Source organism: Desulfovibrio sp. ZJ200, assembly GCF_011039095.1.
GTDB lineage: Bacteria > Desulfobacterota > Desulfovibrionia > Desulfovibrionales > Desulfovibrionaceae > Desulfovibrio.
On the sequence record NZ_JAAKEH010000005.1, the window covers coordinates 23,521 to 42,110 of the forward strand.

Consider the following 18,590-nt stretch of genomic DNA (forward strand, 5'->3'; position numbering starts at 1 on the left):
CACGAATGGCGCCATTGCAATGATCATGACGCCAAGGAGGTATATATGCATCTCACCCCGCGTGAAATTGACAAACTCATGATTCATTCCCTGGCGAGCGTGGCGCTCAAGCGTAAGGAAAAAGGGCTGAAGCTCAACCATCCCGAGGCCGTGGCCGTGCTTTCCGCCACGGCTCTGGAAGAAGCGCGTGCCGGCAAGAGCGTGGAAGAGGTCATGGCCGAAACCCGCAAAGTGCTCAAGCGCGACGATGTCATGGAAGGCGTGGCAGACATGATCCCTGCCGTGCAGGTTGAAGCCGTGTTCACTGACGGCAGCCGGCTCATCACCATTCACCAGCCCATTAACTAGAGCATTTCACTTGTACAATGCTCCAAGGAAAAGATCATGGACAATGACAATACAAGCGCATCGGAAAAAACATCTGTGGGCGGCCTGATTCTGGCTGAAGAGCCCATTGAATTCAATGTCGGACGTAAAACAGTGGATGTGAAAGTGCGCAACACCGGCGACCGGCCCATCCAGGTGGGCTCCCATTTTCACTTTTTTGAAGTCAACCGGGCCCTGGAATTCGACCGCCACGCCGCCTACGGCATGCGTTTGAACATTTCCTCCACTACCGCCATCCGCTTTGAGCCCGGCGACGAGAAAACCGTGTCTCTGATAGCCATCGGCGGCACGTCCGGAACCTACGGCTTCAACAATCTCGTGGACGGCTGGACCGGCGATGAGCACCAGCGGGTGATCAACGAGGAACGCGCCGACAAACTCGGTTTCAGGAACGCCAGGCAGTAAGCAGCAACCGCGTTGGGCGCGGTTTCAAGGAGTCTTTATATGCCAACCATTTCCCGCAAGGAACATGCGGCCTTGTTCGGCCCCACCGTGGGCGACAAAATACGGCTCGGGGATACAAATCTCTACATTGAAATTGAAAAGGATCTCCGTCACTACGGCGATGAGTCCATGTACGGCGGCGGCAAAACCCTGCGCGGCGGCATGGGCGGCGACGCCCGCCTGAGCCGTGAAGCCGGCGTGCTGGACATCGTGATTACCAACGTTACCGTGCTGGACGCCGTGCAGGGCGTGGTCAAGGCCGACGTGGGCATCCGCGACGGCAAAATCGCAGGCATCGGCAAAAGCGGCAACCCCTCCATGATGAACGGGGTGGACCCCAATCTGGTGGTGGGCAACTCCACGGACGCCATCACCGGCGAGCATCTTATCCTCACGGCCGGCGGCATTGACACGCATGTGCACTATATTTCGCCGCAACAGGCCCTGGCCGCCCTTTCCAACGGTGTGACCACCTTCTTTGGCGGTGGTGTGGGCCCCACGGACGGAACCAACGGGACCACCATGACCCCGGGCCCGTGGAACATCGCCAAAATGCTCGAGGCCTGCGACGGCATGCCCGTGAACATGGGCATTCTGGCCAAAGGCCATGCCTGCGACGATCTGCCCCTGGTGGAGCAGATCAAAGCCGGCGCCTGCGGCTTCAAAGTGCATGAAGACTGGGGCGCCATGCCCGGCATCATCCGCGCGGTTCTCTCCGTAGCCGACGATATGGACGTGCAGGTTTCCATCCACACCGACACCCTGAACGAGGCCGGCTATGTGGAAGACACCATTGCGGCCTTTGCCGGCCGCGTCATTCATACCTTCCACACCGAAGGCGCGGGCGGCGGCCATGCCCCGGACATCATCAAGGTGGCTGGCCAGCCCAACGTGCTGCCCAGCTCCACCAACCCCACGCTGCCCTTTGGCATCAACACCCAGGCCGAACTTTTCGACATGATCATGGTCTGCCATAACCTGAATCCCAACGTGCCCTCGGACGTTTCCTTCGCGGAAAGCCGCGTGCGTCCTGAAACCGTGGCTGCTGAAAACGTGCTCCACGACATGGGCGTCATTTCCATGATCTCCAGCGACTCGCAGGCCATGGGCCGGGTGGGCGAAAACTGGCTGCGCGTGATGCAGACCGCCGACGCCATGAAGGCGGCCCGCGGCCCGCTGCCCGAAGACAAACCGGGCAACGACAACCAGCGCGTGCTGCGCTATGTGGCCAAGATCACCATCAATCCGGCCATCACCCAGGGGGTGAGCCATCTGATCGGCTCGGTGGAAGCGGGCAAATACGCGGATCTGGTGCTCTGGGAGCCCCGCTTCTTCGGCGCCAAGCCCAAGTTGATCATCAAGGGCGGCATGATCAGTTGGGCCAATATGGGCGATCCCAACGCTTCGCTGCCCACGCCCCAGCCTGCCTGTTACCGGCGCATGTTCGGCGGCATGGGCCTGGCCCTGCCCCGCACCCGCATGACGTTCGTCTCCCAGGCCGCTCTGGACTGCAATGTGGGCGAAAAGCTGCAACTGCGCAGCCGCCTGGAAGCGGTGCGCAATATCCGCGGCCTGAGCAAGCAGGACATGATACGCAACAATAAGCTGCCCAGGATCGAGGTGGACCCCGAAACCTTTGCCGTGAAGGTGGACGGCGAGCACGCCACGGTCAAGCCGGTCGAAAGGGTGTCTCTGGGGCAGTTGTACTTCTTCAGTTAGAGCGTTTTGCTAATGAAATTAGCCAATTTCAATCGGAATCATTCAGGAAAATGCGCTTTTTCCTGAATCCACGCTTCTTCGAGAGCAGTTTTCCTCTGAAACTGCTCTGGGACCTTCAGCCCGGAAGGCGGCCCCAGATCGCCTTCCGGCCTTCCCTCCGCCCTGGGCGGAGCCAGGGAGACCTCATGCAGCTTGTGGAGAAGGTTCTCGGCAACATCCGGGAATCGGTATGGAAAGAACGCCTGGACAAAGCCCGGGTGGACACGCTGAAACTGAGCCAGTGGGACGCGCAGAAAAACCGCCTGCGCAAGGAAACGACCGGCGGCCTGCTGGTGGCCGTTTCTCTGGATCGCGACGCCGTGCTGCACGACGGCGACGTGCTGCTCTGGGACGAAACGCAGCGCCGGGCCGTGGTTTGCAGGATCGATCTCTGCGAAGTGCTGGTCATTGATCTTGACGGCCTGCGCGAACTGCCTGCCGTGGAACTCATGGAGCGCTGCGTGCGTCTGGGCCATGCTCTGGGCAACCAGCACTGGCCGGCCGTGGCGCAGAAAGGCCGCGTATATGTGCCCCTGGCCGTGAGCCGTCCGGTCATGAACGCAGTGATGCAGACCCATCATTTCCCGGGCATCAGCTATCATTTCGCGCCGGGCGCGGAAGTTCTCGACAAGCTCAACCCCTCCCAGGCCCGGCGTCTGTTCGGCGGCAGCGAGCGCCCCATGCACGGCGGGCACAGCCATGCGCATGACCATGAGCACGGCGTCGAAGAATCCGGCCACTGCCACGACCACCGGCACGAGCGGCGCGCCTGTCAGGACTGCGGCGACCCGGACCACCAGCACGAGGAAGGCGGCCATGAGTGCGATCATGCCGGAAACGCGCGCCGGAACGGCTGAGGCCCCCGCGCCGGAGGCGGAACAGGACGCGGCGGCCGCCGGAATCCTCAGTCTGGCCCGCGCGCTTCAGTTCGCGGATTCCGTGTTGCCCGTGGGAGCCTTTGCTTTTTCCGCGGGTCTGGAATCCGCGGTGCAGACGGGCGTAGTGCGCCATGCCGAGGATCTGCGCCGCTACGCGCTTACCGCGCTGGAAGTGGCCGCCCGTTCGGACGGCGTGGCCCTGGTCTGGGCTCTGCGCGCCGCGCTGGTGGAGGACACGGCCGAATTGATCCGCATTGATCAGGCTCTTTATGCCCGCAAACTCGGCGAGGAAAACCGCCAGATGAGCACGCGCATGGGCCGCAAACTGGCCGAGCTGGGCGCGCAGGTCGTGGAACGGCCTTTATTGCGCCAATGGCGCGGGATACTTGAAGGCGGCCTCGCGCCCGGCACGCACGCCGTCTCGCTGGCCGTGCTTTTCGCGGCTCTGGATCTGCCCGTCCGCCGGGAGGACGATCTGATCCGCCAGGCCCTGACCGTGCAGTTGTACGGCACGGCCATGACTGTTTTGAACGCGGCGCTGCGTCTGATGCGCGTCACCCACATCGACATCCAGCGCATCCTCTATGATCTGACGCCGCGCTTCGCGGCCCTCTGTGACGCGGCCCTGCACAGCCCTCTGGAAGAGATGCACGGCTACGCGCCCATGATCGACATTCTGGCCGCCAACCACCGGCGGGCGCGGGTCAGGCTGTTTATGAGCTGAGCGCGTGGCCGCAGGCAGGGCGCGCGCCGGCCTTTCTTCCGCCCGGGGCGGCATTGGCAAGCGCCGCGGGAGAGAAGCGCGCGCAACAGGGAAGAGCAATGCACGTTGCAACGCCCGGCGTTTCAAAAGCACTATGCTCTGGAAGGAGTACCGCATGAAAAAGATAACGCGCATAGGCGTGGGCGGGCCCGTGGGTTCCGGTAAAACAGCGATCATTGAGGCAGTTACGCCGGTCTTGATCCGCAAGGGGATCAAGCCCCTGATCATCACCAATGACGTGGTGACTACCGAGGACGCCAAACATGTCCAGCGCGAGCTGGCCGGAGTGCTGGCAGCGGAAAAGATCGTGGGCGTGGAGACCGGCGCCTGCCCGCATACGGCCATCCGCGAAGATCCGAGCATGAATCTGGCGGCCGTGGAGGATCTGGAGCGCGCCTTCCCGGACAGCGATCTCATTTTCATCGAAAGCGGCGGCGACAATCTGACCCTGACCTTCAGCCCGGCGCTGGCGGATTTTTTCATCTACGTCATCGACGTGGCCGCGGGCGACAAAATTCCGCGCAAAAGCGGGCCCGGCGTCTGTCAGTCGGATATTCTGGTGATCAACAAAGAGGATCTGGCTCCTTATGTGGACGCCAGCCTGGAGGTTATGGAGCGCGATTCGCGCCGGATGCGCGAAGGCAAGCCCTTTCTCTTCACCAACTGCAAGACCGGGAAAAACATTGAAGCTCTGGCGGAAATGATCATCCGCGACGCGCTCTTTGATTTCAAGCCAGCGGAACAATAAGGAAACGGTTCTATGACCCAATGTGCGGACATCTCGCGCGTGCGGCGCGCGCGCGAAAACCTTGAACGGCTCGGACGCCAGGCGCCGGAATTGCGCGCTTTTCAGAACGAACCGGCCCAGATGCCCAGCGGCGCGGTGGGCAAGAACGGCTATCTGCGTCTGGAGTTCACGGCCGGCAACGGCCGCAGCGAACTGTCCTTCATGGATCGCCGCGTGCCGCTGCTGGCCCAGCGCGCGCTCTACTGGGACGAAGCCATGCCCCGGATGCCCTGCGTGTTCATCATTAGCACCACGGGCTGCATTCTTCAGGGCGATCGCACGGCCCTGGAGATTGCGGTGGGCGAAAACGCCCAGGCCCATGTGACCACGCAGTCCGCCGGCAAGATCCACATGATGAACGCCAATTACGCCGCGCAGTGGCAGGAGCTGGTGGTGGAAAAGGGCGGCTACCTGGAATACATGCCCGAACCCATGATCCCGCACCGCACCTCGCGTTTTTTTTCCCGCACGGACATTTCCATTGCCGGGGGCGGCAGCCTGCTCTACGCCGAGATGCTGTTGCCCGGCCGCAAGCATCACCATCAGGACGAGCTCTTCGGCTATGAGCTCTATTCCTCTTCGGTGCGGGCCGCGCGCCGGGAAAGCGGGCAGCCGCTGTTCGCGGAAAAATTCATCCTCAGGCCCGGCGCCACGGATCTGACGCGCACGGGCGTCATGAACGGCTTTGAGATTTTCGGCAACGTCATTCTGCTCACGGAGCGGGACAAGGCCCTGCGCGTGCGCGAGGCCGCGGGCGCGGCTGTGGGCCCGGAGCTGGCGTACGGGGCCGACCTGCTGCCCCAGGACTGCGGCCTGATTTTCAAGGTGCTGGGCTTGCGCTCGGAAGCGGTGCGCGAGGCTATCCGCCAGTTCTGGCGCATCGCCCGCGGCACGGTGACCGGGCATGATCTGCCCGAAAAATTTTTGTGGCGCTGACCGCGCCGCGGGCAAGGCCCGCCCGGTTGCTGCGCGCCGATGCAACGCGGGCCTCAAGAGCACTTCAAACGTGAAATGCTCTCGCATGAGAGCATATTGCTTTTAAAACGCTCTATGACAATCCCTGTGTCCTGGAGGTATATATGACGGCAGACGCAACAAGCGCTCCCGCAGGGGGCTGGGCCGGATTTGCGGCCCGCAATCCCGCGCTGCATTTTATTGATATCTGCCTGCGCGGCGCAGGTCAGGTGATGTTTCAGAACAACGCGCTCACCGGCCTGTTTTTTCTGATCGGCATTTTCTGGGGCGCGTACCGGGCGCACATGCCCGCCGTGGCCTGGGGCGCGCTGGTCGGGGTTGCGGTCGGCACGTTGACCGCCTGTCTGCTCAGAGCGCCCAGAGCCAATATCAACATGGGCCTGCACGGCTACAACGGCATCCTGGTGGGCTGCGCCCTGCCCACTTTTTTCGCGCCCACGCCCCTGCTCTGGGCCTACATCGTGGCCGGCGCGGTTTTTTCCACGATACTGATGCTGGCCATTTCCAGCGTGCTGCGCACCTGGAAGGTTTCGGCCATGACCGGGCCGTTTGTGATCACCACCTGGTTTCTGATGCTGGCCGCCTATAATTTCGGCAACATCCGCATCGACGGCCTGCCGCGCCCGTCCATCGCCGTGCAGCCGCCCCTGAGCGATCTCTTTGCCCTGGATCTGCGGCAGCTTGTAAAAGCGGCCTTTACCGGCGTGTCCCAGGTGTTTCTGATCGACAACGTCGTTACCGGCGTGCTCTTTCTCATCGGCCTGGCAGTGAGTTCCATCTGGGCTGCGGTCTTCGCCCTTGCCGGCTCCCTTCTGGCCGTGGGCACGGCTCTTCTGCTGGGCGGCGGCTCCACGGCTATTGTGGCCGGCCTGTTCCAGTTCAGCGCCGTGCTGACCGCCATCGGCCTGAGCACAACCTTTTACAAGCCCGGCTGGCGGGTGATCCTGTACGCCTTCCTGGGCGTCATTTTCACGGTGGTGGCGCAGGGCGCGCTGAACGTGCTTCTGCATGTCTACGGCATTCCCACGCTCACCTTCCCCTTTGTCATCGCGGCCTGGATTTTCCTTCTGCCCAATATTGATCTGCATCCGGCCAGCCACCAGAGCGAACCGGCCAGGCCGGCCGTCTGAATAGAAACGCGCGCGCCGGGCACAGGCCGGGCGCGCCAGCAAGGAGTTTACCCATGTATATTCTCAATACCGGCGACACTGCTTTTGTGATGCTCTGCACCGCGCTGGTTCTGCTGATGACGCCGGCTCTGGCCCTGTTTTACGGCGGCCTTGTGCCCAGCAAAAACGTGTTGACCATTATGATGCAGAATTTCATCTCCATGGGGGTCGTTGCCCTGATCTGGATCTTCGGCGGCTTCAGTCTGGCTTTCGGGCCGGATCTGGGCGGCGTCATCGGCGACATCAGGTTCCATTTCGCTCTGGACGGCGTGGGAGCCGCGCCGGGGGCGCACTACGCCCGCACGGTTCCCTTCATCCTCTTTTTCGCCTACCAGATGATGTTCGCGGTCATTGCCCCGGCCCTGATCACCGGCGCCTTTGCCGGCCGCCTGAATTTCAAGGGCTACCTCGGCTTTCTGATCCTGTGGATGATCTTCATCTATATTCCGGTCTGCCATTGGATCTGGGGCGGCGGCTTTCTGGCCCGCCTGGGCGTGGCCGACTTTGCCGGAGGCATCGTCATCCACGTCAGCGCCGGTTTTTCAGCGCTTGCCTCGGTGCTCTATCTGGGCCGGCGCGCGGGCATGGCTCCGGGCGCCAGAACCATCCCCAGCAATCTGCCCCTGGTGGCCGTGGGCGCGGGCCTGCTCTGGTTCGGCTGGTTCGGCTTTAACGCCGGCGGCGCTTACGCGGCCGACGCCCTGGCCTCCTACGCCTTTGTCAACACCACCATTGCCGGTTCCATCGCCATGCTCGTCTGGCTGATCCTGGACTGGTCTTCCCGTCGCAAGCCTTCCTTTTCCGGCGTACTGGTGGGCGCGGTGGCCGGCCTGGCCACCATCACGCCCTGCGCCGGCTATGTGGAGCCCTGGGCGGCCATTGTCATCGGCGCGGTGGGCTCGCTGATCTGCTATTACGCCAAGCGCGTGCAGGATCGCTTCGCCTTTGACGACGCCCTGGAAGTCTGGCGGGCGCACGGCATGGGCGGCCTGACCGGCGCTCTGCTGCTGGGCCTGCTGGCCAGCCCGCACATCAATGCGGTGAGCGCGAGCGCGCGCCAGTTCTGGGTGCAGATCTGCGGCGTGGTGATCGTGGCCGTGTACGCCTTTGTTCTGACCCTGATCATTCTCTGGCTCCTCAGCCGGATCTGCAACATCCGCGTGAGCAGGGAAGAAGAAGAGCGCGGCCTGGACGAATCGCTGTACGGCGAAGACGCCTACCGGCTGTAAGCCGGAAAGAATCGAAACTCCGGGGAAGGAGGGCCGCGCATCGGCGCTCCTTCCCTTTGGATGTATAAGGATGCTGTGATGACCACGGAACTTGCAAGCGCATTATGGGTGGCCGGAGGCGGAGCTCTCGGCGCTTTCGGCCGCTATCGGATTTCCGCCCGGGCCACAACCTGGTTCGGAAAAGCCTTCCCCTGCGGCACGCTGATCGTCAATGTGCTCGGTTCGTTCTGCATAGGACTGCTGGCGGGCTTGACGCAACACGCGCTCATTCCCCCGCGACCCTGGCATGATTTCATCGGCGAGGGCCTGCTGGGCGCGCTGACCACCTTTTCCACCTTTTCCATGGACAGTTTCGCGGCCTTCCGCGACGGACAGCCCGGGAAGGGCGTGTGGAACATTTTTTTGAACGCTGTGCCGGGCTTGGGCGCTGTTGCGCTGGGCTTCTGGCTGGCAGCTCAGTAGAGCGTTTTGCTAATGAAATTAGCGAAATGCTCTGGCGACATCGTTAGCTGGCGCCCGCGCCGAATGCGCGTCCAGTCCGCGTCTGGACGCGGAATGATGGCAGCGAAGTGAGTGAAAATGGATATTTTCAATCAAAAAATGCTCTAGGAGGCGGCTGTGGGATATGTCATAAACGCGGCGGCCGTGATGATCGGCGGCGCGTTGGGCGCGCTCGCCCGTTTCAGGATGGACGCCGCAATCACGCATGCCTTCATGATCAATTTCCCCGTCGGCACCCTCTGCATCAACGTGCTCGGCGGTTTGCTGATGGGTCTGCTTCAGGGTGTCATGAAGCGCAGCGGCAAACCCTTCGCCCTGGGGTACAATCTGCTGGGGACCGGCTTTCTGGGAGGCTTCACCACATTTTCGCATTTTTCCCTGGACGTCTTTGATCTCTGGCGCGGCGGGCAGGGCGGCCTGGCCGCGCTCTATGCGCTCCTGAGTCTGGCGCTCTGCATCGGCGCGGTCTGGCTGGGCTACCGCCTTATGTGCCCGCGCCGCGCCGCGACCGGCGCGGCCGCCTGACAAACATTCGACGCCTGCTGTCAGATCGCGTCTGAACCACTACCCAAGAGGGGAGCGACTTTTGCAAAGAGGAACGCATGCGCTGCGCATTTCATGATGTTACCGGCAAGATCGGGCTGGTGCTTCTGCTCGGCACATATCTTTTGTTGCAGTTGGGCAGGATTTCAAACGGGCAGTTGCGCTATTTCATTTCTAACGCTCTTGCTTCGCTGCTGATCGGCATTTCATTGCTCTTCAAATTCAACATGTCTGCATTTCTTGTGGAAGATTTCTGATTTATGATCAGCCTGTACGGCATCTTCAAATATTTTTCGTCGCGCAGCGTTGTCCGGAGTGTAACGGCAAAAGAACAAAAAAATAAAAATTAAATGACTTGACTTTGCCGTTCGCGGCCTGTATTTTCATTTTCGTTCATTGATTGGGTGTCGTATTTCTTTTTTGCCAGAGACTTTGCGTGTGCCAAGGCTTCAAGCGAAAGTGTACCTCCCCGCAACATTTGGAGCCTTATCATGGCCACTTCTCTTTATGTGGGCAATCTGCCCTTTACCAGCAGTCAGTCCAGCGTTGAAGCCCTTTTTGCCCAACACGGCACGCCCATTTCCGTCAATCTGATCATGGATCGCGTCACCGGCCGCCCTCGTGGTTTCGGTTTTGTGGAAATGGAAGACCATGACGCCCGCAATGCCATTGCCGCTCTTAACGGTACCGACTTTGAAGGCCGCACCCTGCGTGTGAACGAAGCCGAAAAGCGCCCGGCTCCCCGGCGCTGGTAAGCAGTTACCGGCATACAACCTTAAGGCCGCGGAATTTTCCGCGGCCTTCTTTTTGTATGAAGAAAATCTCCCGCCAGCCAATGCCTTTGCAAAAAAGTATTCTGCTCCATCTGGCAGGTATTGGCTTTTCCCTGGCGCAGTGAGCGGGAACTTGTCACTTCGGCAGAGCATACATATCTATCCGTAAAAACACGTTTTTCTTTCAGAATATTGATTTTTTCACTGAGTTTCAGGAGGGTTTGGGTACTGCGATCACAACATATCCACCAGATGAGAGCTCTGCTTGTATGGTCAGTAACTTGCCATATCCAAATTGTTTGTGTTTTTTAGCAATAAAATGGTGCATTTCATCAATTTCAATTTCTTCAAATTGAGCTTTTTGAAACAATTCTTCATGTTCTTTTGCGTACTTATAATAACCATCTTTAACCCATCGCAGTATTGTTTGAGTGCTCACACCAATAATTTTACCAGTCATTCGCATAGAAATACCAGACAGATAAAACAATAATGCTAATATCTTATCTCGTTCCGGTCTTCCCCTTGGGGTCATTTTTGTGAACTGATAACAGCATTCCTTACATTTATAGCGTTGTTTGCCATGAAGAAACCCATCTTTGACACATGCGCTTGATCCACACCTTATACATGTTGGCTCCATATTGCCCCCTTGCAATGCAAGGATAACACTTTTTTTTATCGTTTGTCACTCTGAAAGTCATATCCTCACGGCAAGCGATTTCTTGCTTGAGAAGAAGAAATCAGGTAAGCAAAATTTTTTTTTGAAAGGGGTAAATATAGTTACATCACAAGTTCGTAGTCTCTCATGCACCCGGAGCCGTCAGTATTTTCAAAGTGAACTTGCGCTACACATTCAGATTCAGTCCGGACAGCATGGACAGGTTGCCGTTAGAATACATGCCGAAATAGGAACCGGCGTCGTTGGAGCCGGCCCACCACGCGGCCATGGATTCGATCTGGATGCGTTTGCGCATCTCGTTGGGAGCAATCTGCATGGCCTTGCGGGCATCATCAATGCCGGACAGGGCATCGATCTGCAGGAATTTTTTGACCAGCGCGGGATTTTCATCAAAGAATTGCTGGATCTTGTCGCGATCCGCGCTGTCGCTGATGATTGACACGCTGCCGTCAGGATTTATTTGCAGAGAAAAATCGGTGTTCGGGTCAATGCCCAGGCTATCCATACCGGTTTGGATTTTTTTGCCCAGTTCGTTTTCCTTGTCCAGCACGCTCTGGATGTCATTGAGATCCGAGCTGTTGACCGTAATCCGCACCGTGCCTTCGGCCCCCAGCTTCAGGCTGACAGCCGAGGCATCCACATCCCGCTTTTCCAGTTGCTCTTTGACCGCGTCGGCCAGCTCGGGATTTTCCGACAGCCATTGATTGATCGCCTCCGCCTTTTCATGCCCGCCGCTGACCACGAGATTGCCCTCGGCATTGAACGCAAAAGCAATGCCCGCGCTCAGATCCACGCCCATATTGTCCAGGGCCGTGCGCACATCCTCGCTCAGCTCCGCGTCGCCGTCCAAAACTTTTTGCATAGTGTCATTGGTCGCATTGACCACGCTCAATTTGCCGGATGCGCCGATGCGCTTTTCAATCCTGGCGTTGGCGTCGATGCCTGCGTCTGCAAGATTTTTACGAAGATCCTTGCCCAGGGAAGGGTTGGCGTCCAGCCAGGCCTGCATGGTTTTTTTATCCGAGGCGTTGTCGCTGTTGGCCGTGATCGAGCCATCCTTGTTGAGAGTGAAGGTCAGGGCGCCCGGAGCCTTGACGCCTGTCCGGGCAAGCCCGCCTTTCACGCCTTGCGTGAATTCGTTTTTGAGCTGTTCCCTGTACTTGCTGATCTGGCTGAACGTCACCCGGCTGTCGCTGGAAAGCCCCATGGCGTCCATGGCGTACCTGGTCAGCTCCACCATGCTGGAAAGCTGGCTGGTCATGGAGGCATTTTTGCCGAACAGACTGCTCAGGCCGCTTGCCGAAGAACTTTTGGAAGAACCGGCGGAAGTATTTTTCAGCTGCTGGTTCTGCCACTGAAAGATCATATTATTATAATTGCTTATGCCTGATACGCTCATATTTCCCCCGGCAGATTTTACCGTTGCAGGGCACAGGGACCTTTTTCACGACAAGATGCAAAGATCAGACCAGGCCTGCCCGACGCTTTCCGCGCACGCGCTGCGCAACGGGCTTTGAAAAGATGGACAGAATACTCTAAATAAGCTAGTCACGACACATGACAGTACATTCTTCCATGCTGGAGACAGTGGAGTTTGACGACCCGGCCCTTGCCAACCAGCTTTTCGGCCCTCACAATGCGCATCTTGATTTGTTGGCCGCGGCCAGCGGCGCGCGGATCAGCACTCGCGGCACACGCATCTTTATTGAAAGCCCGGATCAGGACGTGCGGCAGGCTCTGTGCAGTGCCTTCATGCAGTTGTATGAATTGCTGCGCGGCGGCCTCGTCCTGAGCCAGCAGGATATTGCCCGCGCCTATGCCATGCTCAGGGCCGACTCGGGGCTGAATCTCGCGCAGATCTACCGGGACGCGGTTTTTGTGAACACGCCGCGCAAAACCGTGGCTGCGCGCAATGTGGCCCAGAAGACATATCTGGATCTTCTGCGGCGCAATGAGCTGGTCTTTGCCGTGGGCCCGGCGGGCACGGGCAAAACCTATTTGGCTGTGGCAATGGCGCTGTCCATGCTGCAGCAACACCGGGTCAAGCGCATTGTGCTTACCCGGCCCGCGGTCGAGGCGGGGGAGCGGCTGGGCTTTCTGCCCGGCGATCTGGCCGAAAAGGTCAATCCGTATCTGCGGCCGCTTTACGACGCCTTGCATGATATGATGCCCCAGGCCAAGGTGGCTTCCATGCTGGAAGTGGGTTCCATTGAAGTGGCTCCTCTGGCCTTCATGCGCGGTCGCACGCTCAATGACGCCTTTATTATTCTGGACGAAGCGCAGAATACCACCCGGGAACAGATGAAAATGTTCCTGACCCGCATGGGCTTCGGCTCGCGCATGGCCGTGACCGGCGATACGACCCAGATTGACCTGCCGGTGCAGCCCGGCCGCGCGCGCCCCCGTTCCGGTTTGATCCATGCCCTCACTGTCCTGCAGAACGTGCCCGGCATTGCCATGCATCATTTCAGCAAGGCCGACGTCGTGCGTCACCCCCTTGTAGGAGCCATTGTAAGCGCATATGACCATGCAGAAAAAAACAGCGCGACCGTCTAGCGTCCTGGCGCTTGCACGGACGCTGAAAATCCGGCACCACTGCGGCTGGGGCCTTGGCGCGCTGATCGGCACTCTGCTTCTGCTTTCTCTGCTGGCCGGGGCCAACTTCGAGGCTGTGCAGCGTTTTTATGTGGCCGGCCAGGTGGCGGAAAACGACGTCATTGCGGATCGGGACATCCTGGTGGAAGACACGCAGGCCACCAAGGCCCGCCGCAAGCAGGTGCTTTTGCTGCAGCCGCCGGTCTACGATCTGAGCCTGGAGCCCTATACGCTGTTTCAGGGCAGGATTCTGGAAACCCTGCGCGGCCTTAACAGCGGGGATCACAAATCCGGGCCTGACGGGCCGCTGCAGCGCCTGATCGAGGAGCTGACGCCCGCCGTGGCCGACGAAGTCCTGCCGGAGCTGGCCCTGCGGGAAGTTCAGGCCTATTTGCTGAAAAAATTGCTGCCCCAGATCCGGGAGCGCATGGCCGAGGGGCTGGTGGGGGACATCCGCTCGGCCCGGGTTGGCCGTTCCGGAGCGATCATCCGCAACCTGGACAATAATACGGAAATTTTGCGCCCGGACATCAACGCCCTGCCGGATGTGCAATCCTTTCTGGCTGAAATTTCCTCGCAGATCCGTCAGGCCCCGAGCCTGAACCCGCAATCGCGGCGAGCGATCAATATTCTGCTCTCAGCCACCATGCCTGCTTCCCTGACCCTGAATCGCGAAGCCACCCAAAAGCGCGGGGCCGCCGTTGTCGCCACGGTGGAGCCGGTGTATTACCAGATCCAAAAAGGCGAGCTGGTGGTGCGCAAAGGCGAGCGGGTGAGCCGCGAGCAGCAGATTAAATTGCAGACATTATATAAATCCGCGGCCGATCCCATGCGCTGGACCACGGCAGGGGGGGCTTTTCTCTGTTCCCTGCTGCTTTCCATCGGTTTTTTCGTGGCGCCCAGCGGCAAGCCGGGCACGCCGTTGCGATGCAAAGACATGCTGCTCATTTCCCTGGTGCTGCTGCTGTTCTGCGCGGGAGCCAAGGGCGTGGATCTGCTGGGGCTGCGCATGGACAGCATAAGCCTGCTCAACGCTTTTGCCGTGGGTTTTCCCGTGGCCGGGGCCGTGGGCCTGGTGGCCATGGTTTTTGCGGCCAGGCGCTATTGCACCATGGGCCTTTTGCTTTCGTTCTTTTGCATGCTCATGTTTCGGGCCGACTTTCCCTTTTTCATTTATCATTTTCTGGCCGGCATGCTGGCCACATGGCTGGTGACCAGCGCGCAAAGCCGCCAGGATGTCGTCTGGAGCGTCATTCCCCTGGCCGTGGGCCAGGCCTTGCTCTGGTGCGCCACGGCGCTTCTGGCGCAGACGGAAGCCGGGGAACTGCCCGCGCAGCTCGCCGCCGTGGCGGTCAACAGCCTGCTTTCCCTGATTTTGCTCTTTGCGGTGAGCCCGGTGCTGGAACTGGCCTTCGGCTACAGCACGCGCTTCCGCCTCATGGAGCTGATGAGTCTTGAGCAGCCTCTGATGCAGGCGCTGATGGTGACCATCCCCGGCACCTATCACCATTCTCTGGTAGTGGCCAACATGGTGGAAGCCGGGGCCAAGGCCATAGGCGCCAACAGCCTGCTTTGCAAGGTGGCGGCCTTGTATCATGACGTGGGCAAGCTTTCGTATCCGGAATACTTCATTGAAAATCAGTTCGGCGGCCCCAACAAGCATGACAAACTGGCGCCGTCCATGAGTTCGCTGATTCTGCTCTCGCATGTCAAAAAGGGCACGGAACTGGCGGAACGCTACAAGCTGGGGCAGGAGATCACGGATATTATCCGGCAGCATCACGGCACGCGCCTGATCCGCTACTTTTACCAGAAGGCTCTTACGCTGGGCGAAAAACCGCGGGAATCCGATTACAGCTATCCCGGCCCGCGGCCGCAGACCAAGGAGGCGGCCATTTTGATGCTGGCCGATTCCGTGGAGGCCTCCAGCCGCACGCTGGCCGATCCGACGCCCGCGCGGATTAAGAATCATATTGATGCGATCATCAAGGGCATTTTCTCGGAAGGGCAGTTGGACGAATCCGAGCTGACCTTCAAGGATTTGCACTTCCTGAGCGAAAACTTCCAGCGGATTCTGACCGGCATTTTTCATCAGCGCATTGCCTATCCCGAAGCCAAAATCAAGGATGCGGCCCAGTCCGGCAAAGGCAGGCCCGAGGGCAGGGGCGCTGAAGGCAAGGCGCAGGCGGGCGGCAAGCCGGGCGCTCCCCGCGCTGCCTCCGGGGCAGGCCAGACGCCGCACAGCTCTGCGCCAGAGGCGAAAAACCCGTCGCCCCCTGTTCCGGTCGCAAAAGAAACCGAACCCGCTCAAAGCGCCGCGCCCCCGGAGACGGAGCAGGCCTGCAATGCCGGGGGCCGCGGGCAGTGAGCTTTGCGGAAAAACTCGTCCAGGCTGCGCCCGCGGGCGGCAGGGTGCGGGTATTCAGCCATTACGCTGCCGCGGCCTGGCTGCTGCCCATGAGCCGCGCCGCCATTGCCCTGGCCTTGCAGGCCATGTTGCGCGCCCTGCCGGAGGGCAACGCCTGCGTCACAGCGGGCGTGGACCTGCACCTGGTGGACGACGCGGTCATGAGTGTCGCCAATCGCCGCTTTATGGACTGTACCGGTCCGACCAATGTGCTCTCTTTTCCCGGCGGCGGCGATCTGCCGGGCATATTGCTTTTTTCGCCGGATACCCTGGCGCGCGAGTGCCTGCTCTATGGTCAGGAGCCGGGGCTGCATACCCTGCGGCTTCTGGCGCACGGCATGGGGCATTTGGCCGGGCTGGATCATGGCCTGGACATGGATCGCCAGTGCCGGGCCTGCCTGGCAGCCGCGCAAAAAATTGTGGCGGCGCATGACGCCGGTTTTTCCGGGTCGTGAGGGATCACAGGCGGCAGGCAGGAAAAGGAAGATTTTCAGCGCGGCAATCCGGCTAGAGCATTTTGCTTTTGAAATTATCCAATTTCAAAAGCGGCGCTGCCATCATTTCGCGTCCAGGCTCCAGCCGTTGCGACGAAGGAAGCTACGGATGGAGACAGCAATTAGTTAGCACAAAAAACATTCAACGAAACCGCTGTCGCCATCCGTAAGGCTCGCAGACTCGCCAACGGCTGGCGCAACGCGGTCTGGACGCTCATTCGGCGCGGGCGTCCGCTCCCGCGGCCGCCAGAGCAATTTCAAAGTGAAATTGCTCTATGCCCCGGCATACCCGGCAGCAGGCAGATTTGCCAGGGCCCGGCACTGCAGCTCGCGCAGCTTCCGGGCCGAGTGTGCGCCTTTGTTTCGGTCGGCTTCCGGCAGCCTGACGTTCAGGATGGCCTGTAATTGCCGTGCCGCCTCGGCGCTGACGGCGCTCTGGCTGTCAGCGTCGGCCATTTGCCAGAAAGCTTTGCTCAGGCCGGTCCGGTGCACGCGCCAGAGCACGTCGCGGCGCGTGCCGGGGCGCAAACGGGAAAAGATGCCCGCTTTCATATGCTCCGCGGCTGCCAGGGCTCCGGCCTTTGCGAAGAGCGCGGGCATGCGCAGCCGTTCGGCCAGGGCCAGCGCCAGGGGCACGCCTTGCTGCTCATGCCCGTAGTGGTGGGGCAAAAGTTGCGGGTCTGTGGCGATTTTGCCCAGATCGTGGCACAGGGCCATCCAGACCGCCAGTTCATTGCCTGCCGTCTGGTTCATGATGCGCAGGCTGTGCCCGAATACGGAGCTTTTGTGCCAGGGCGCGGGCCCGGCAGGGATATGGCGAGCCGCCTCAAGCTCGGCAAACCAGGGCGCGAGCGTCTCGCCCGCGGCGAGCACTTCCAGAAAACGTGCCGGCGCGGGCGCGGCCAGAGCCTTGCGCAATTCCCGACCGATGCGCTCCGCGGGAATGTGGAACAGACTGTCGCGCGGCAGGGCACGCATCTGGGCATAGGCTTGATCGCTGACCTGCCAGTCCGGCCATTGGGCCGCGAAACGCGCAAGGCGGAAAATCCGTGCCGGATCGTCGCGAAAAGCCGTGCCGGAAGCCGGGCGCAGCAGGCCGGCGCGCAGATCCGCCAGCGCCAGAGGATGGGCATGCAGTATGCCGCGGTCGTCCAGGGCCAGGGCATTGACGGTCAGATCCCGGGCCAGAAGGTCGGCCTCCAGATTCTGACCTCGCAAGGGCATGTATTCCCGACCGCGCCAGAGGCAGACCTGCACGCTTTTGCCCACCTGCCTGGCGTCGGGATGCGCCTTCAGAAAATCGACCGTTGTGCCGTCAAAAGCATAATCCAACTCAGCGGGCGCGCGCCCCAGCAGCAGATCGCGCACGGCCCCGCCAACAAGGTAGAGTTCCATGTCTTCAGTATGCCACAGCTCTCGCCAGGGGGAAAGCGCAAGCGCGCGCCCTCCGTTCGTATGGCGGCTGGGAGAAGTCGTATCCAGTCTGGACGCGGCTTTTCTGCTGGCCTTGCGCGGCAGGCTCATTGTCTGGGACAGCCTTCTGGCCGCAAGCCAGACAGCCGGACGCGGCCAGCTCAGGCGGCGCTGGGCCTCGCCGCCGGGCAATATTTACGCGGCGCTTCGCCTGCCTCCGGCGCCCCCGTTCGACGGCACCGCAGCTTCGCCGCTTATGGGGCTGCTGCTGGCTCTGGCCCTCAGAGAAGAGGGCTGGCCCGTGGAACTCAAATGGCCCAATGATCTGGTGCTGCGCGTCATGGGCGGCATGCCGCGCAAGGTGGCCGGCATTCTGCTGGAAGAGCGGGGGGGCATCTTGCTGGCCGGCATCGGCGTCAATGTGAACAACGCGCCCCCGGCAACAGCCCTGCGCAAGGAAAGCGCCCTGGAGGCCGCAAGTCTGGCCCAGACAGCCTCGGCGCCGGGCCTGACGCTTCCTCCCGCCGAATTGCTCTGGGAGCGTCTTGTAAAGCACATGCATTCGTCCTATACTAACGGCCTCTCTCAGCCCGGACAATGGAAAACCCACGCGGAACAACTGCTGCTCTGGCGCGGCAGAGAGGTGGAACTGCATGACGAGCGACAGTCTGCGCACGGCAGGCTGGTGGGTCTGAGCACGACCGGAGGTCTCTGTCTGCGCGTTAATGGAAAGCTTGAAGAATTTTTAAGCGGGAGCCTCAGGCTTACCGAAGCAAGCGTAAAGGGCTGAAA

General features: G+C 60.5%; 20 protein-coding genes. 17 read left to right on the forward strand and 3 right to left on the reverse strand.

Going from position 1 to position 18,590, the window contains the following annotated elements; all coding sequences use genetic code 11:
* Window positions 1-45: 45 nt before the first annotated feature.
* From G7Y52_RS02580 to G7Y52_RS02640, 13 genes are all read left to right on the forward strand, one after another.
* Entirely contained in the window at window positions 46-348 is a 303-nt protein-coding gene (locus G7Y52_RS02580) for an urease subunit gamma (protein ID WP_165065589.1), read from the forward strand.
* A gap of 36 nt (window positions 349-384) precedes the next feature.
* Complete coding sequence (gene ureB / locus G7Y52_RS02585) at window positions 385-792, forward strand: urease subunit beta (RefSeq protein WP_165065592.1); 408 nt, start codon at window positions 385-387, stop codon at window positions 790-792.
* A 39-nt stretch (window positions 793-831) separates the two neighbouring features.
* The gene (locus G7Y52_RS02590; protein ID WP_165065595.1) at window positions 832-2,550 is read left to right on the forward strand and encodes an urease subunit alpha; all 1,719 of its coding nucleotides are present in this window, start codon (window positions 832-834) and stop codon (window positions 2,548-2,550) included.
* A gap of 185 nt (window positions 2,551-2,735) precedes the next feature.
* Window positions 2,736-3,446, forward strand: a complete 711-nt coding sequence (locus G7Y52_RS02595; protein WP_165065598.1) for an urease accessory protein UreE — start codon at window positions 2,736-2,738, stop codon at window positions 3,444-3,446.
* Window positions 3,406-4,191: an urease accessory UreF family protein gene (locus G7Y52_RS02600; RefSeq protein ID WP_165065601.1), complete on the forward strand. Its 786-nt coding sequence runs from the start codon at window positions 3,406-3,408 to the stop codon at window positions 4,189-4,191. Before G7Y52_RS02595 ends, G7Y52_RS02600 begins: the two co-directional genes overlap by 41 nt.
* A gap of 154 nt (window positions 4,192-4,345) precedes the next feature.
* Window positions 4,346-4,978 carry an urease accessory protein UreG gene (gene ureG, locus G7Y52_RS02605; protein WP_165065604.1) on the forward strand — a complete coding sequence of 211 codons (633 nt, stop codon included), beginning with the start codon at window positions 4,346-4,348 and terminating at the stop codon, window positions 4,976-4,978.
* 12 nt (window positions 4,979-4,990) lie between these two features.
* Entirely contained in the window at window positions 4,991-5,953 is a 963-nt protein-coding gene (locus G7Y52_RS02610; RefSeq protein WP_165065607.1) for an urease accessory protein UreD, read from the forward strand.
* A 143-nt stretch (window positions 5,954-6,096) separates the two neighbouring features.
* Window positions 6,097-7,122 (forward strand): urea transporter, encoded by a 1,026-nt coding sequence (gene yut / locus G7Y52_RS02615; protein WP_165065611.1) that lies wholly within the window; start codon window positions 6,097-6,099, stop codon window positions 7,120-7,122.
* A gap of 53 nt (window positions 7,123-7,175) precedes the next feature.
* Window positions 7,176-8,390, forward strand: a complete 1,215-nt coding sequence (locus G7Y52_RS02620; RefSeq protein ID WP_165065614.1) for an ammonium transporter — start codon at window positions 7,176-7,178, stop codon at window positions 8,388-8,390.
* 78 nt (window positions 8,391-8,468) lie between these two features.
* Window positions 8,469-8,852, forward strand: a complete 384-nt coding sequence (crcB, locus tag G7Y52_RS02625; protein WP_165065617.1) for a fluoride efflux transporter CrcB — start codon at window positions 8,469-8,471, stop codon at window positions 8,850-8,852.
* A 156-nt stretch (window positions 8,853-9,008) separates the two neighbouring features.
* Complete coding sequence (gene crcB / locus G7Y52_RS02630; RefSeq protein ID WP_206215174.1) at window positions 9,009-9,416, forward strand: fluoride efflux transporter CrcB; 408 nt, start codon at window positions 9,009-9,011, stop codon at window positions 9,414-9,416.
* A 77-nt stretch (window positions 9,417-9,493) separates the two neighbouring features.
* Window positions 9,494-9,691: a hypothetical protein gene (locus G7Y52_RS02635; protein ID WP_165065620.1), complete on the forward strand. Its 198-nt coding sequence runs from the start codon at window positions 9,494-9,496 to the stop codon at window positions 9,689-9,691.
* A gap of 234 nt (window positions 9,692-9,925) precedes the next feature.
* On the forward strand, window positions 9,926-10,189 hold the full coding sequence (locus G7Y52_RS02640; protein WP_165065623.1) for an RNA-binding protein: 264 nt from the start codon (window positions 9,926-9,928) through the stop codon (window positions 10,187-10,189).
* Window positions 10,190-10,418: 229 nt separating this feature from the next.
* Here G7Y52_RS02640 and G7Y52_RS02645 read toward each other — a convergent pair whose 3' ends face one another.
* On the reverse strand, window positions 10,419-10,850 hold the full coding sequence (locus G7Y52_RS02645) for a helix-turn-helix domain-containing protein (protein WP_165065626.1): 432 nt from the start codon (window positions 10,848-10,850) through the stop codon (window positions 10,419-10,421).
* A gap of 205 nt (window positions 10,851-11,055) precedes the next feature.
* Entirely contained in the window at window positions 11,056-12,288 is a 1,233-nt protein-coding gene (locus tag G7Y52_RS02650; RefSeq protein ID WP_165065629.1) for a hypothetical protein, read from the reverse strand.
* A 158-nt stretch (window positions 12,289-12,446) separates the two neighbouring features.
* Between G7Y52_RS02650 and G7Y52_RS02655 the strand changes: the two genes are divergently transcribed.
* The 3 genes from G7Y52_RS02655 to ybeY are packed head-to-tail and all read left to right on the forward strand — an operon-like array spanning window position 12,447 to window position 16,346.
* The gene (locus tag G7Y52_RS02655) at window positions 12,447-13,445 is read left to right on the forward strand and encodes a PhoH family protein (protein WP_165065632.1); all 999 of its coding nucleotides are present in this window, start codon (window positions 12,447-12,449) and stop codon (window positions 13,443-13,445) included.
* Window positions 13,411-15,852, forward strand: a complete 2,442-nt coding sequence (locus G7Y52_RS02660) for an HDIG domain-containing metalloprotein (protein WP_165065635.1) — start codon at window positions 13,411-13,413, stop codon at window positions 15,850-15,852. The genes G7Y52_RS02655 and G7Y52_RS02660 overlap by 35 nt, the downstream gene beginning before the upstream one ends.
* Window positions 15,849-16,346: an rRNA maturation RNase YbeY gene (gene ybeY, locus G7Y52_RS02665; protein ID WP_241159566.1), complete on the forward strand. Its 498-nt coding sequence runs from the start codon at window positions 15,849-15,851 to the stop codon at window positions 16,344-16,346. The genes G7Y52_RS02660 and ybeY overlap by 4 nt, the downstream gene beginning before the upstream one ends.
* A 312-nt stretch (window positions 16,347-16,658) precedes the next feature.
* Here ybeY and G7Y52_RS02670 read toward each other — a convergent pair whose 3' ends face one another.
* Window positions 16,659-17,780, reverse strand: a complete 1,122-nt coding sequence (locus tag G7Y52_RS02670) for an HD domain-containing protein (RefSeq protein WP_165065638.1) — start codon at window positions 17,778-17,780, stop codon at window positions 16,659-16,661.
* Here G7Y52_RS02670 and G7Y52_RS02675 point away from each other — a divergent pair.
* Window positions 17,779-18,588: a biotin--[acetyl-CoA-carboxylase] ligase gene (locus G7Y52_RS02675; protein ID WP_165065642.1), complete on the forward strand. Its 810-nt coding sequence runs from the start codon at window positions 17,779-17,781 to the stop codon at window positions 18,586-18,588. The genes G7Y52_RS02670 and G7Y52_RS02675 overlap by 2 nt on opposite strands.
* The last annotated feature ends 2 nt before the right edge of the window (window positions 18,589-18,590 follow it).